Raw genomic sequence first — 13,032 nt, forward strand, 5'->3', positions numbered from 1 at the left:
CATCGCGGGCGCCAATGCGCCCGCAATCTGGTATCAAACGCGCCGACGCTTGCGGGGACGGCAACCGTTGTGCGGGATCGTGGTCACGTCGCGGATCGAGGTGACGGTGAAGCCCGCGGCCTGGAGCGCCCGGAGCGCCGATTCGCGGCCCGAACCCGGACCGGCGACTTCGACTTCCAGCGTGCGCATGCCGTGCTCCTGCGCCTTCTTGGACACGTCCTCGGCGGCAACCTGCGCGGCATACGGGGTCGACTTGCGCGAGCCCTTGAAGCCCATCGTGCCGGCGGAGGACCAGGCAATCGTGTTGCCCTGCGCGTCGGTGATGGTGATGGTCGTGTTGTTGAACGACGAGTTCACGTGCGCGACGCCGGAGGCGATGTTCTTGCGCTCACGACGACGAACGCGGGTGGCTTCCTTGCCCATAGACTACCTTTCCTGAAGATCTCAAACGCCGCCGTAATGCCAGCGGCTACACCTGTGGAACGAAAGGCGCGTGGCGAACGGGTCATCCCCTTTCGCCACACGCCGTGATTTGGATTCGAAAACTTACTTCTTCTTGCCGGCGATGGCCTTGGCCGGGCCCTTGCGCGTGCGCGCATTGGTGTGGGTCCGCTGGCCGCGCACCGGCAGGCCGCGACGATGGCGCAGGCCGCGGTAGCAGCCGAGGTCCATCAGACGCTTGATGTTGATACCGACCTCACGACGCAGGTCGCCCTCGACGAGATAGTCGCGGTCGATCACTTCGCGGATCTGAAGCACTTCAGCGTCGCTGAGCTGATTGACGCGACGATCGTCTGGGATCTTCACCTTCTCCATGATCTCACCGGCGATCTTCTGGCCGATGCCATGGATGTACTGGAGCGCGATCAGCACGCGCTTGTTGGTCGGGATGTTCACGCCGGCAATACGGGCCACGGCCTTCTCTCCTGTCGCCGATCCCTCGTCAGGAATCGGGCTTTAAGTGCTTGGTTTCTCGGGCAGGTGTTCACAAACGCGAACACGACGCCCACCCCTAGTCTTCCTGGGGCCCGGCATCGTTTGAAACTATCCGACTTGGATGCGGGGCTTATTAGGGGATTCAGGGGGCTTTCGTCAACCGCTGCTAGCGCTTAGCTCGCCTTTTCGTGACCTTTTTTGCGGCCTTTTTGGCACCCTTTTTGACAGCCTTCCTGGCGGTCTTTTTGGCTGCCTTCTTCTTCCCCGCCTTCTTGACGGCTTTCTTCACCGTTTTCTTGGCCGCCTTTGTGGCACCCTTCACGGCTTTCTTGGCCACTTTTTTGGATTTGGCAGCCTTTTTGGCCGTCTTCGCCGGCTTTTTGGCCGATTCCTTCGCCGTCTTGCCCTTTTTGGCTGGGTCCGCCTTGGCCGCGCTCCGGGTCTTGCCATGCGTCTTGGGCTCGACCGCCCCGAGTGCCAGGAGCAGGCGATGGATGGCGCGGGTGACCTCGTCGATGGCCATCATGCCGTCGATGGTCGAGAGCTTCCGCCGCTCGGAATAGTAGTGAATCAGCGGTTCCGTCTGGTTGCGGTAGCTGGCGAGTCGCTTGGTCAGGACCTCCGGAGTGTCGTCGAGCCGGACCTCCTCCCCGCGCTCCCGCATCTGGGCGACGCGAGTCTCGACACGGTTCAGGAGCGCGCTCTCGTTGACGCGGAGCTCGATCACGGCGTCGAGCTTGAGGTGCTTGTGCTTGAGCAGCTCATCCAGCGCCTCGGCCTGCGGCACGGTGCGCGGGAAACCGTCGAGGATGAAACCGTTTCTGGCATCCGGCTGATCTATGCGGTCGGAGATGATTCCGACCACGACATCGTCGGGCACGAGGCCGCCGCTGGCCATGATCTCCTTGGCTTTGAGCCCGACCGGCGTTCCAGCCGCCACGGCCGCGCGCAACATCTCGCCGGTCGAGAGTTGGACGATACCATAGCGCTGCAACAGCAGTTGCGCCTGGGTCCCCTTGCCCGATCCCGGCGGTCCCAGAAGTATAATTCTCATCGGCGTACGCCCCCGGATTGGTGAGCGATTCGTCGCGCACCTGTGTTTTGAAGTCCGATTACAGTGCAAATCATAATCAGCGCCGCACCGCTACCCATATCATAGGGGAGCAAATGGCCGCACGCCAAGAAGGCCTTTGAGATCAGTGATTGCGCTACGGTGAGAGCGGCTCTGCCGATGCGACCGAATAACCGGCTCGCCGCCCCCACGGGCGCCGCGCGTTGCTCGCGCGGCGAATCGGCGGCGCAGTTGCGCCGCCCGCGAGGACGCCGCGCTTAACGGCGGCGGCCGCGCAGCTTCGACTTCCGGATCAGGCCTTCGTACTGATGCGCCAGCAGATAGCCCTGCACCTGCGCCACCGTGTCCATGGTGACGCTGACGACGATCAGCAGCGAGGTGCCGCCAAAGTAGAATGGCACCGACGCGTAGGAGATCAGGATTTCCGGGATCAAACAGACGATCGCCAGATAGACCGCGCCGAGCACGGTGATCCGCGACAGCACGTAGTCGATATATTCCGCGGTGCGCTCGCCGGGACGGATGCCCGGAATGAAGCCGCCGTGCTTCTTCAGATTGTCCGCGGTCTCGGTCGGGTTGAACACGATCGCGGTGTAGAAGAACGCGAAGAACACGATCAGCGCCAGATACATGATCAGGAACAGCGGACGGCCGTGGCCGAGCTGGGTGTTGATCCACTGGAACCATTCCGGCCCGCTGCCCGCGTTGAAGTTCGCAACCGTGGTCGGCAGCAGCAGCAGGGAGGACGCGAAGATGGGCGGGATCACGCCCGAGGTGTTGAGCTTGAGCGGCAGATGCGAGGACTGGCCCTCGAACATCTTGTTGCCGACCTGGCGCTTCGGATACTGGATCAAGAGCCGGCGCTGGGCGCGCTCCACGAACACGATGAAGGCGATCACGGCCACCGCCATGATGATGACGACCAGGATCAGGCCGGTCGACATCGCACCCTGACGGCCAAGCTCGAGCATGTTGGCGAGCGCTGCGGGCAGCTCGGCGACGATGCCGGACAGAATGATCAGGGAAATGCCGTTGCCGATGCCGCGCGAGGTGATCTGCTCGCCCAGCCACATCAGGAACATGGTGCCGCCGGTCAGCGTGATCGCCGTGGACAGGCGGAAGAACATGCCGGGGTCGCTGACGACGTTGCCGGCGCCCTCGAGGCCCACCGCGATGCCGTAGGACTGGAACGCGGCCAGGATCACCGTGAGATAGCGGGTGTACTGGTTCAGCAGCTTGCGGCCGGACTCGCCTTCCTTCTTCAGCGCCTCGAGCTGCGGCGAGACGGTGGTCAGGAGCTGGATGATGATCGAGGCCGAGATGTACGGCATGATGTTCAGCGCAAAGATCGCCATGCGGTGAATGCCGCCGCCGGCGAACATGTTGAACATGCCGAGGATGCCGCCCGCCTGGGACCGGAACACCTGCTCCCAGATGTTGGGATCGATGCCGGGCAGCGGGATGTAGGTCCCGAGCCGATAAACGAGCAACGCGCCCAGGGTGAACCAGATGCGCTTCTTCAGTTCGTCGGCCTTGGCAAACGCACCGAAATTGAGATTGGCTGCCAGTTGTTCCGCTGCAGAGGCCATCTTGGACTTTCTCCCGCCGCCTTTTGCGCCGTTATGCCCGCGGCCGGGCTACATTATACCGGACACCGGACATTATCTGGGGCTACGGCTTCGATAAGTCCATCGTCCCGCATGCGTAAAGGCCCGCGAGCCGCGGGCCAATGACGCAGTTGTTACGCCGCCTCGCCTTCTTCCTTGGCAGGCGCGAGGATCTTCACCGAGCCGCCGGCCTTCTCGACTGCCGCGATCGCGGTCTTCGAGGCGCCGTGCACTTCGATGTTGAGCTTGGCCTTGAACTCGCCGCGGCCGAGCAGCCGCAGGCCACCCTTGGCGCGGCGCAGCACGCCGGCCTTGACCAGCGATTCGACGTTCACAACGCTGCCGGCGTCGATCTTCTTGGCATCGACCGCGTCCTGGAGCCGGTCGAGATTGATCTCGGCGAACTCGATGCGGAAGATGTTGTTGAAGCCGCGCTTGGGCAGACGGCGATGCAATGGCATCTGACCGCCTTCGAAACCCTTGATGCGCACGCCCGAACGCGCGGTCTGGCCCTTGCCACCGCGGCCGGCCTGCTTGCCCTTGCCCGAACCAATGCCGCGGCCGACGCGCATACGCTTCTTGCGCGAGCCGGCATTGTCGGCGATATCGCTGAGCTTCATCGCCCTGCTCCTTGTTTCTTGCGCATGACCTTCACCGAAAACGGGTTCCCGCTTTTCGGGATCGTGCGCCTTTGCTTACTTCTCGTCGACGATGCGAACGAGATGGTGAACTTTCAGGATCATGCCGCGGACCGCCGGGGTGTCCGGCAGTTCGCTGGTGCGGCCGATCTTGTTGAGCTTGAGCCCGATCAGCGTCGAACGCTGCGAGTGATGGCGGCGGATCGCGCTGCCGGTCTGCTCGAGCTTGATCGTCTTTGCGGTCGTAACGGCACTTTTGGCCATGGGAGTCTACTCCGAAAAGCTTCCGTTATTCGGCAGCCGCCTCAGCGTCGCCACCGATACGGCGGGACTGAAGGGTGGACACCTTGATGTTGCGGCGGGCAGCGACCGAGCGCGGCGAATCCTGATGCTTCAGCGCATCGAAGGTCGCGCGAACCATGTTGTACGGGTTCGACGAGCCGATCGACTTCGCAACCACGTCCTGGACGCCGAGCGTCTCGAACACGGCGCGCATCGGACCACCCGCGATGATGCCGGTACCGGCCGGAGCTGCGCGCAGGTAAACACGGCCCGCGCCATGACGGCCAGCGATGTCGTGATGCAGCGTACGGCCCTCGCGCAACGACACGCGGGTCAGGTTGCGCTTGGCGGACTCGGTTGCCTTGCGGATCGCCTCAGGCACTTCGCGCGCCTTGCCGTGACCGAAGCCGGCGCGGCCCTTCTGGTCGCCGATCACGACCAGCGCTGCGAAACCGAAGCGCTTGCCGCCCTTGACGACCTTGGCCACGCGATTGATGTGGACGAGCTTGTCGACGAACTCGCTGTCGCGCTCCTCCCTGCGTTCACGTCCGCCGCCGCGTTGATCGCGTCCACCACGTTGTTCGCGTTCTGCCATGGTTTTTCCAGTCCTTCAGAGGCTTACGCCTCAATCCTCAAATTCTGTTAGAAGCTCAGCCCACTCTCACGCGCCGCGTCGGCAAGAGCCTTGACGCGCCCGTGATAGAGATAGCTGCCGCGATCGAACACGACTTCCTTGACACCCTTCTCGGCGGCGCGCTCGGCCAGCAGCTTGCCGACCGCCTTCGCCGCATCGATGTCGGCGCCGGTCTTGCCGCCATCGCGCATCGACTTCTCGAGCGATGAGGCAGAGGCCAGCGTCTCGCCCTTCAGGTCGTCGATGACCTGGGCGTAGATGTGCTTGGACGAGCGGAACACTGACAGGCGCGGACGGCCGCCACCCGAGCGGCGCAGCTTCAGCCGTACACTGCGCTTGCGCCGGGCATTCGTAACCTTGGCTTTCGACATGACCGGCTCCGTTACTTCTTCTTGCCTTCCTTGCGGAAGATGAATTCGCCAACATACTTCACGCCCTTGCCCTTGTAGGGCTCCGGCGGACGATAGGAGCGAATCTCGGCGGCGACCTGGCCGACGCGCTGGATGTCGCTGCCGGTCACCGTGATCTCGGTCGGCTTCGGCACGGTGATCGTGATCCCTTCCGGGATCGCGTAGACCACATCGTGGCTGTAGCCGAGCGCGAGCTGCAGGTTCTTGCCCTGCAGCGCGGCGCGGTAACCGACGCCGGTGATTTCGAGCTTCTTCTCGAAGCCCTTGGTGACGCCTTCGACCAGATTCGCGACCTGGGCGCGAGCGGTCCCGTACAGGGCCCGCGCGCGGTTGGTCTCGACCCGCGGGTTCACCTTGACCTGGCCGTTGTCGAGCTTCACCTCGACGTCGTTATGGACGACGAACTGAAGCTGGCCCTTCGGCCCCTTCATCTTGACGGTCTGCCCGTCGACGGTCGCGGTCACACCCGACGGCACCGCAACCGGCCTTTTGCCAACACGTGACATGGATCAAAAATCCTTCTCAGAACACCGTGAAGAGAACTTCACCGCCCACGTTCGCTTCACGCGCACTGTGGTCGGCCATGATTCCCTTCGGTGTCGACAACACCGAAATGCCGAGTCCGTTATTGACCCGCGGCAGGTTCTTCACCGAGGCGTAAACACGACGCCCGGGCTTGGAGACACGCTCGATCTCGCGGATAACGGGCTCGCCGTCGAAATACTTCAGCTCGATCTCGATCTCGCTGCGGCCCGAGGAGTGCTCGAGCGTTGCGTAACCGCGGATGTAGCCTTCGCTCTTCAGCACCTCGAGCACGTTCTCGCGCATCTTCGAGCCAGGCGTGGAGACCTTGTTCTTGGAGCGCATCTGCGCGTTGCGGATGCGGGTGATCAGATCGCTGATTGGATCGTGCGTAGACATCTAAACGACCCCCCTTACCAGCTGGACTTCACGAGGCCCGGGACCATGCCCTTGGAGCCAAGGTCCCGCATTGCGATACGGGACAGTTTGGTCAAGCGATAGTTCGAGCGCGAACGGCCCGACAGCTCGCAACGCAGACGGATGCGGGTCGCCGACGAGTTGCGCGGCATTTCCGCCAGCTTCAGGGTCGCGGCGAACCGCTCCTCCATCGGCAACGTCTTGTCGGCGATGATCGCCTTCAACCGCTCGCGCTTCGGGGCGGCGTTCTTCGTCATCCGCTTGCGCCGGTTGTTCTTCTCGATTGAACTCTTCTTTGCCATGCTTGGCTCCTGGGTATCCGCGTTTGAGAGGCTTTAGGTCAGCGTCTCACTGCCGGAACGGGAAATTGAAAGCGGTCAACAAGGCCCTCGCCTCGTCGTCGGTCTTGGCCGTGGTGCAGACGGTGATGTCCATACCGCGAGCTTCCGTGACCTTGTCGAAGTCGATCTCAGGGAAAATGATGTGCTCCTTGAGGCCGAGCGAGTAGTTGCCGCGGCCGTCGAAGCTCTTCGGGTTCAAGCCGCGGAAGTCGCGGACGCGCGGCAGCGCGACCGTCACCAGGCGATCGATGAACTCGTACATGCGGGCCTTGCGCAGCGTGACCTTGCAGCCAATCGGCTGGTTCTCACGCAACTTGAAGGTCGCGATGGCGATGCGCGAATAGGTCACGATCGCCTTCTGGCCGGCGATCTGGGTCAATTCTGCAGCGGCGGTCTCGGCCTTCTTGCGGTCGTTGACGGAATCGCCAACGCCCATGTTCAGCACGACCTTGTCCAGACGCGGAACCTGCATGACGTTCTCATAACCGAACTTCTCGGTCATTTCCGTCCGGATCTTCGCGTCGTATTCCGCGCGCAGGCGCGGCGTGTAAGCGGCCTCAGCCATCGATCTCAGCTCCCGAGCTCTTGGCGATGCGGACCTTCTTGCCGTCCGCCAGAATCTTGAATCCCACGCGGGTCGGCTTTCCGTCCTTGCCGACATACGCGATGTTGGACAGTTGGATCGGCGACTCCTTCGAGATGATGCCGCCCTCCTGGGCCTGCGTCTGCTTCTGGTGACGCTTGACCATATTGATGCCGCGCACGAGCGCGGTGCCGGCGACGGGACGCACTTCGAACACTTCGCCGGTGCGGCCCTTGTCGCGACCGGTCAGCACGACGACCTTGTCGCCCTTGCGGATCTTCGCAGCCATCACAGCACCTCCGGCGCGAGCGAGATGATCTTCATGTGGTTCTTGGCGCGCAGCTCGCGCGGTACGGGCCCGAAGATACGGGTGCCGACCGGCTCGGACTGGTTGTTGATCAGAACGGCGGCGTTGCGGTCGAAGCGGATGACCGAACCGTCAGCGCGGCGGATGTCCTTGCGGACGCGCACCACGACGGCCTTCATCACGTCGCCCTTCTTCACCTTGCCACGCGGAATCGCTTCCTTGATCGAAACGACGATGATGTCGCCGATCGTGGCGTAGCGGCGCTTGGAGCCTCCGAGCACCTTGATACACATGACACGGCGTGCGCCAGAATTGTCGGCCACGTCGAGGTTGGTCTGCATCTGAATCATTGATGCACCTCGTCCTCTTCTCTTTGCGCCAGCCCAGCCGGCGCTCAACATTTCCCTGAAGTCAGTCGGCTAAAGCCGACAGATCAGGCGCTTTTCTTGTGTTCGCCCCGGATCACGACCCAGCGCTTCAACTTCGAAATCGGCTTCGATTCCTCGATCCACACCATGTCGCCCGGCTTGAATTCGTTGCTCTCGTCGTGCGCGTGGTAGTTCTTCGAACGGCGGATCGTCTTCTTGTAGATCGGGTGTGTGAAGCGGCGATCGACGCGCACCACGATGGTCTTGGCTTGCTTGTCGCTGACGACCACGCCCTGCAAAGTACGTTTCGGCATATTCGTAAGCCTCTTACTTCTTCTTCGCGCGCGTCTGCGCGGCGACGGTCTTGATCCGGGCGATGTCACGGCGGGCCTCGCGCAGGCGCGAGGTGTTCTCGAGCTGCCCGGTGGCGCGCTGGAAGCGCAGGTTGAAGCGCTCCTTCTTCAGGTTCAGGATGGCGTCATCCTGCTGATCGGGGCTCAACGCGCGGATGTCTTCGATCTTCATCTGGGCCATGGCCATTACTCCGCAATGCGCTCGACGAAGCGCGTCTTGATCGGCAGCTTGGCTGCCGCCAGGGTCAGCGCTTCACGCGCCGTCTGGGTGTTGACGCCGTCGATCTCAAACAGCACCCGGCCCGGCTTGACGCGCGCGACCCACAATTCCGGCGCGCCCTTGCCGGAGCCCATGCGGACTTCGGCAGGCTTCTTCGACACGGGAACGTCGGGGAATATGCGGATCCAGACGCGGCCGGCGCGCTTCATGTGGCGGGTCAGCGCGCGGCGAGCGGCCTCGATCTGGCGCGCGGTGACGCGCTCAGGCTCGGTCGCCTTCAGGCCGAACTGGCCGAACGCCAACGTCGCGCCCGAAGACGCAACGCCGTGGATACGGCCCTTATGCGCCTTCCGGAACTTCGTTTTCTTAGGTTGCATCATGGCTTCAAGCCCTCAAATTCTCTGTGCTGGCGTCAGGCCGCAGCGTTGTCACGGCGCTGCCGGCCGCCGCGATCGCCGCCGCCACCAGTCTCACCTTCGGCCATTCTCTTGTCCTGGGCCATCGGATCGTGCTCGAGGATCTCGCCCTTGAAGATCCAGACCTTGACACCGCAGGTGCCGAAGGTCGTGAACGCGGTCGCAACGCCGTAGTCGATGTCTGCGCGCAGCGTGTGCAGCGGCACGCGACCTTCGCGGTACCACTCCATGCGCGCGATTTCCGCACCGCCCAGACGTCCCGAGCAGTTGATGCGGATGCCTTCCGCGCCGAGACGCATCGCCGACTGAACGGCGCGCTTCATGGCGCGGCGGAACGCCACGCGGCGCTCCAGCTGCTGCGCGATCGACTCGGCCACCAGCGTCGCATCGAGCTCCGGCTTGCGGATCTCGACGATGTTGATGACGACGTCGGACGAGGTGATGTCCGCGACCTTCTTGCGCAGCTTGTCGATGTCGGCGCCCTTCTTGCCGATCACCACGCCCGGACGAGCCGAGTGGATGGTGACGCGGCACTTCTTGTGCGGACGCTCGATCACGATGCGGGCGACAGCCGCCTGCTTGAGCTCCTTGTGCAGGATCTCACGGATCTTGACGTCTTCGTGCAGCAGCTTGCCGTATTCCTGCTTGCCGGCGTACCAGCGGGAATCCCAAGTCCGGTTGATGCCAAGACGCAGACCGATCGGATTGATCTTTTGACCCATCGTGTTCTCCTGCGTCCCTTAAGCCGCTGCTTCGGCTTCGACCTGACGAACGATGATCGTCAGCTGTGAAAATGGTTTGTAGACGCGACCCGAACGGCCACGGCCGCGGGCGGCAAAGCGCTTCATCACGAGGCCGTTGCCGACGAAGGCCTGCGCCACGACGAGATCGTCCACGTCGAGGTCGTGGTTGTTCTCGGCGTTGGCAATAGCCGATTCCAGGCACTTCTTCACGTCAACCGCGATCCGCTTGCGCGAAAACTGCAGGTCGGCGAGCGCAGAAGCCGCCTTCCGGCCGCGAATGAGCTGGGCGACCAGGTTGAGCTTCTGCGGGCTCACCCGCAGCATCCGGGCGACCGCCTTGGCCTCGTTCTCGGCAAGGCTCCGTTCGCGCTTAGGTTTGCTCATCGTTTAATCCTCAAGCCTTCTTGGCTTTCTTGTCCCCGGAGTGGCCATGGAAGGTCCGGGTCGGCGAGAACTCGCCGAACTTGTGACCGACCATTTCCTCGTTGACGGCCACCGGCACGTGCTTCTGACCGTTGTAGACGCCGAAGGTCAGGCCGACGAATTGCGGCAGGATCGTCGAGCGACGGCTCCAGATCTTGATGACGTCGTGACGGCCGGACGAACGCGCGGCATCTGCCTTCTTGAGCAGAGAACCCTCGACGAACGGGCCTTTCCAGACTGAACGAACCATGTCCGGCGTTCCTTACTTCTTCCGCTTGTGGCGGCTTAGGAGAATGAATTTGTTGGTCGACTTGTTGGAGCGGGTCTTCTTGCCCTTGGTCGGCTTGCCCCACGGAGTAACCGGGTGGCGACCGCCCGAGGTACGACCTTCACCACCGCCGTGCGGATGGTCGATCGGGTTCATCGAAACGCCGCGGTTGTGCGGCTTGCGGCCCAGCCAACGGTTGCGGCCGGCCTTGCCGATCGAGGTGTTCATGTGATCCGGGTTCGACACCGCGCCGATCGTGCCGCGGCAACGGCCGTGCACCAGGCGCTGTTCGCCCGAATTCAGGCGGATGATCACGTAGTCCTGGTCGCGACCGACGAGCTGGGCGTAGGTGCCCGCGGAACGGGCGAGCTGGCCGCCCTTCCCGATCTTGACCTCGATGTTGTGGATGATCGTGCCGACCGGCATGTTGCCGAGCGGCATGACATTGCCCGGCTTCACGTCGACATAGTTGCCGGCAACGACGGAATCGCCGACGGCCAAGCGCTGCGGCGCCAGGATATAGGCCTGGGTGCCGTCTTCGTACTTGACGAGCGCGATGAACGCGGTGCGGTTCGGATCATATTCCAGCCGCTCGACCGTCGCGGGCGCATCGACCTTGTCGCGCTTGAAGTCGACGGTACGCAGCGTCCGCTTATGACCGCCGCCGCGGAAGCGCACGGTGATGCGACCGGTGTTGTTGCGGCCGCCAGAGGAGTGCTTGCCTTCGGTGAGCGCCTTGACCGGCTTGCCCTTGTAGAGGGCCGAACGATCGACCATGACCAGCTGGCGCTGGCCCGGCGTCGTGGGATTGAATGTCTTCAGTGCCATCGTCGTACGACCTTACAGACCGGTGGTCACGTCGATCCGGTGACCCTCTTCGAGAGTCACGATCGCGCGCTTTGAGTTCGACTGCGAGCCGAGATTGCCGCGGAAGATCTTGGTCTTGCCCTTGCGGACCAGCGTGTTGACGCTCTTGACCTTGACGTCGAACAGCTTCTCGATCGCTTCCTTGATCTGCGGCTTGGTCGCCTTCGCAGCCACCTTGAACAGCACCTTGTTGTGCTCCGAGGCGATCGTGGCCTTTTCGGTCACGACCGGCGACAGGATCACGTCGTAATGGCGAGGCTCGATGTTCTTCGTCATTTGAAGCGCGCCTCCAGCGCATCGATGGCGGCCTTGGTCAGAACAAGCTTCCGACGGCGCAGGATGTCATAGACGTTGATGCCTTGGATCGGCAGCACGTCCATGTTCGGGATGTTGCGGGCCGCAGCGGCGAAGCCGTTGTTGAGCTCGGCGCCGTCGATGATCAGCGCGTTGGTCAAGCCCAGACCGGAGAAATGACCGAGCAGCGCCTTGGTCTTGGCAGCTTCCAGCGCGGCCTTGTCGATCACGACGAGATCGCCGTCCTTGGCCTTGGCCGAGAGCGCATGCTTAAGGGCGAGCGCACGGACCTTCTTCGGCAGGTCGGTGGCGTGCGAACGCACCACCGGACCGAAGGCACGGCCACCGCCGCGGAACTGCGGCACGCGCGCCGAGCCGTGACGAGCACCGCCGGTGCCCTTCTGCTTGTACATCTTCTTGCCGGTGCGCCAGATCTCGGCGCGGCCCTTGGCCTTGTGTGTACCGGCCTGGCGCTTGTTGAGCTGCCACTGCACGCAACGTGCAATGATGTCCTGGCGCGGCTCGAGGCCGAAAATGGTGTCGGAAAGCTGGACCGAGCCGGCTTCCTTACCTTCGAGGGTCGTGACCTTCAATTCCATCTCACGCCTCCTGCGCAGCCGGAGCAGCGTCCGCTTCGCCAGCAACCTTGAACTTGCCGGGCTTCGGAGCTTCCTTCGGCAGCGGCTTCTTGACGGCGTCGCGCACACGGATCCAGCCGCCCTTGGAGCCGGGAACGGCGCCTTCGACGAGGATCAGACCGCGCTCGACATCGAGCTGAACGACCCGAAGGTTGAGCGTGGTGATGCGGTCGACGCCCATGTGACCGGGCATCTTCTTGTTCTTCCAGGTCTTGCCCGGGTCCTGACGGCCACCGGTCGAACCGATCGAACGGTGCGAGACCGACACGCCGTGGGTGGCGCGCAGACCGCCGAAGTTCCAGCGCTTCATACCGCCGGCAAAACCCTTACCGACCGAGGTACCGGTGACGTCGACGAACTGACCGACGACAAAGTGGTCGGCCAGGATCTCGGCACCGACGGGGATCATCTGATCCGCAGAGACGCGGAATTCCTCGACCTGCCGTTTCGGCTCGACCTTGGCGACCGCGAACTGGCCGCGCTCCGCCTTGGGCATGTAAACGGTCTTGCGGCTGCCAGAACCAAGCTGGAGCGCGACATAACCGTTCTTTTCTTCGGTGCGGTGGCCTACGACCTGGCAATTGCCGAGCTTCAGCACGGTCACGGGGATATGTTCGCCGGCCTCTGTAAAGACCCGCGTCATCCCGACCTTTTGTGCGATCACTCCGGAGCGCATCGGCGTGCTTCCTGTTC

24 protein-coding genes are annotated in these 13,032 nt (G+C 63.1%); all 24 read right to left on the reverse strand.

What is annotated here, in order from left to right; translation table 11 throughout:
- Positions 1–33: 33 nt before the first annotated feature.
- Positions 34–423, reverse strand: a complete 390-nt coding sequence (gene rpsK / locus JQ591_RS29075) for a 30S ribosomal protein S11 (RefSeq protein ID WP_007603045.1) — start codon at positions 421–423, stop codon at positions 34–36.
- A 123-nt stretch (positions 424–546) separates the two neighbouring features.
- Entirely contained in the window at positions 547–915 is a 369-nt protein-coding gene (gene rpsM / locus JQ591_RS29080; RefSeq protein WP_007611599.1) for a 30S ribosomal protein S13, read from the reverse strand.
- Between the two features lie 187 nt (positions 916–1,102).
- Entirely contained in the window at positions 1,103–1,990 is an 888-nt protein-coding gene (locus JQ591_RS29085) for an adenylate kinase (protein ID WP_211399431.1), read from the reverse strand.
- 275 nt (positions 1,991–2,265) lie between these two features.
- Positions 2,266–3,597, reverse strand: a complete 1,332-nt coding sequence (secY, locus tag JQ591_RS29090; protein ID WP_007611601.1) for a preprotein translocase subunit SecY — start codon at positions 3,595–3,597, stop codon at positions 2,266–2,268.
- A gap of 152 nt (positions 3,598–3,749) precedes the next feature.
- Positions 3,750–4,235, reverse strand: coding sequence for a 50S ribosomal protein L15 (rplO, locus tag JQ591_RS29095; protein WP_007611602.1), 486 nt, complete (start codon positions 4,233–4,235; stop codon positions 3,750–3,752).
- Positions 4,236–4,310: 75 nt separating this feature from the next.
- Positions 4,311–4,517 (reverse strand): 50S ribosomal protein L30, encoded by a 207-nt coding sequence (gene rpmD / locus JQ591_RS29100; RefSeq protein WP_211399432.1) that lies wholly within the window; start codon positions 4,515–4,517, stop codon positions 4,311–4,313.
- Positions 4,518–4,542: 25 nt separating this feature from the next.
- Complete coding sequence (gene rpsE, locus JQ591_RS29105; protein ID WP_211399433.1) at positions 4,543–5,130, reverse strand: 30S ribosomal protein S5; 588 nt, start codon at positions 5,128–5,130, stop codon at positions 4,543–4,545.
- A 47-nt stretch (positions 5,131–5,177) separates the two neighbouring features.
- The gene (gene rplR / locus JQ591_RS29110; protein WP_007603036.1) at positions 5,178–5,540 is read right to left on the reverse strand and encodes a 50S ribosomal protein L18; all 363 of its coding nucleotides are present in this window, start codon (positions 5,538–5,540) and stop codon (positions 5,178–5,180) included.
- An 11-nt stretch (positions 5,541–5,551) separates the two neighbouring features.
- Positions 5,552–6,085, reverse strand: a complete 534-nt coding sequence (gene rplF / locus JQ591_RS29115) for a 50S ribosomal protein L6 (RefSeq protein ID WP_007603035.1) — start codon at positions 6,083–6,085, stop codon at positions 5,552–5,554.
- Positions 6,086–6,101: 16 nt separating this feature from the next.
- On the reverse strand, positions 6,102–6,500 hold the full coding sequence (gene rpsH / locus JQ591_RS29120) for a 30S ribosomal protein S8 (protein ID WP_007603034.1): 399 nt from the start codon (positions 6,498–6,500) through the stop codon (positions 6,102–6,104).
- Positions 6,501–6,514: 14 nt separating this feature from the next.
- Positions 6,515–6,820, reverse strand: coding sequence for a 30S ribosomal protein S14 (gene rpsN / locus JQ591_RS29125; RefSeq protein WP_007611604.1), 306 nt, complete (start codon positions 6,818–6,820; stop codon positions 6,515–6,517).
- Between the two features lie 46 nt (positions 6,821–6,866).
- Positions 6,867–7,424: a 50S ribosomal protein L5 gene (rplE, locus tag JQ591_RS29130; RefSeq protein WP_211399434.1), complete on the reverse strand. Its 558-nt coding sequence runs from the start codon at positions 7,422–7,424 to the stop codon at positions 6,867–6,869.
- Positions 7,417–7,731 (reverse strand): 50S ribosomal protein L24, encoded by a 315-nt coding sequence (gene rplX, locus JQ591_RS29135; protein ID WP_211399435.1) that lies wholly within the window; start codon positions 7,729–7,731, stop codon positions 7,417–7,419. Before rplX ends, rplE begins: the two co-directional genes overlap by 8 nt.
- Entirely contained in the window at positions 7,731–8,099 is a 369-nt protein-coding gene (rplN, locus tag JQ591_RS29140; protein ID WP_007603030.1) for a 50S ribosomal protein L14, read from the reverse strand. The genes rplX and rplN overlap by 1 nt, the downstream gene beginning before the upstream one ends.
- Positions 8,100–8,182: 83 nt before the next feature.
- Positions 8,183–8,431: a 30S ribosomal protein S17 gene (gene rpsQ, locus JQ591_RS29145; protein WP_007603028.1), complete on the reverse strand. Its 249-nt coding sequence runs from the start codon at positions 8,429–8,431 to the stop codon at positions 8,183–8,185.
- 13 nt (positions 8,432–8,444) lie between these two features.
- Positions 8,445–8,651, reverse strand: coding sequence for a 50S ribosomal protein L29 (gene rpmC, locus JQ591_RS29150; RefSeq protein ID WP_007603026.1), 207 nt, complete (start codon positions 8,649–8,651; stop codon positions 8,445–8,447).
- Positions 8,652–8,656: 5 nt separating this feature from the next.
- Positions 8,657–9,070, reverse strand: a complete 414-nt coding sequence (gene rplP / locus JQ591_RS29155) for a 50S ribosomal protein L16 (protein WP_007603024.1) — start codon at positions 9,068–9,070, stop codon at positions 8,657–8,659.
- A gap of 32 nt (positions 9,071–9,102) precedes the next feature.
- Positions 9,103–9,828, reverse strand: a complete 726-nt coding sequence (rpsC, locus tag JQ591_RS29160; RefSeq protein WP_007611608.1) for a 30S ribosomal protein S3 — start codon at positions 9,826–9,828, stop codon at positions 9,103–9,105.
- An 18-nt stretch (positions 9,829–9,846) separates the two neighbouring features.
- Entirely contained in the window at positions 9,847–10,233 is a 387-nt protein-coding gene (gene rplV / locus JQ591_RS29165) for a 50S ribosomal protein L22 (RefSeq protein WP_092034894.1), read from the reverse strand.
- Between the two features lie 10 nt (positions 10,234–10,243).
- The gene (gene rpsS / locus JQ591_RS29170; protein WP_007603021.1) at positions 10,244–10,522 is read right to left on the reverse strand and encodes a 30S ribosomal protein S19; all 279 of its coding nucleotides are present in this window, start codon (positions 10,520–10,522) and stop codon (positions 10,244–10,246) included.
- Between the two features lie 12 nt (positions 10,523–10,534).
- Positions 10,535–11,368 carry a 50S ribosomal protein L2 gene (gene rplB, locus JQ591_RS29175; RefSeq protein WP_007611609.1) on the reverse strand — a complete coding sequence of 278 codons (834 nt, stop codon included), beginning with the start codon at positions 11,366–11,368 and terminating at the stop codon, positions 10,535–10,537.
- 12 nt (positions 11,369–11,380) lie between these two features.
- Positions 11,381–11,683, reverse strand: a complete 303-nt coding sequence (locus JQ591_RS29180) for a 50S ribosomal protein L23 (RefSeq protein WP_007603019.1) — start codon at positions 11,681–11,683, stop codon at positions 11,381–11,383.
- Positions 11,680–12,300, reverse strand: coding sequence for a 50S ribosomal protein L4 (gene rplD, locus JQ591_RS29185; RefSeq protein WP_211399436.1), 621 nt, complete (start codon positions 12,298–12,300; stop codon positions 11,680–11,682). The genes JQ591_RS29180 and rplD overlap by 4 nt, the downstream gene beginning before the upstream one ends.
- 1 nt (position 12,301) lies before the next feature.
- Positions 12,302–13,015, reverse strand: a complete 714-nt coding sequence (gene rplC, locus JQ591_RS29190; protein WP_007603016.1) for a 50S ribosomal protein L3 — start codon at positions 13,013–13,015, stop codon at positions 12,302–12,304.
- Positions 13,016–13,032 lie beyond the last annotated feature (17 nt).

Origin of the sequence: Bradyrhizobium canariense (assembly GCF_018130465.1) — a bacterium.
In the GTDB taxonomy this organism is placed as follows: Bacteria; Pseudomonadota; Alphaproteobacteria; order Rhizobiales; family Xanthobacteraceae; genus Bradyrhizobium; species Bradyrhizobium canariense_C.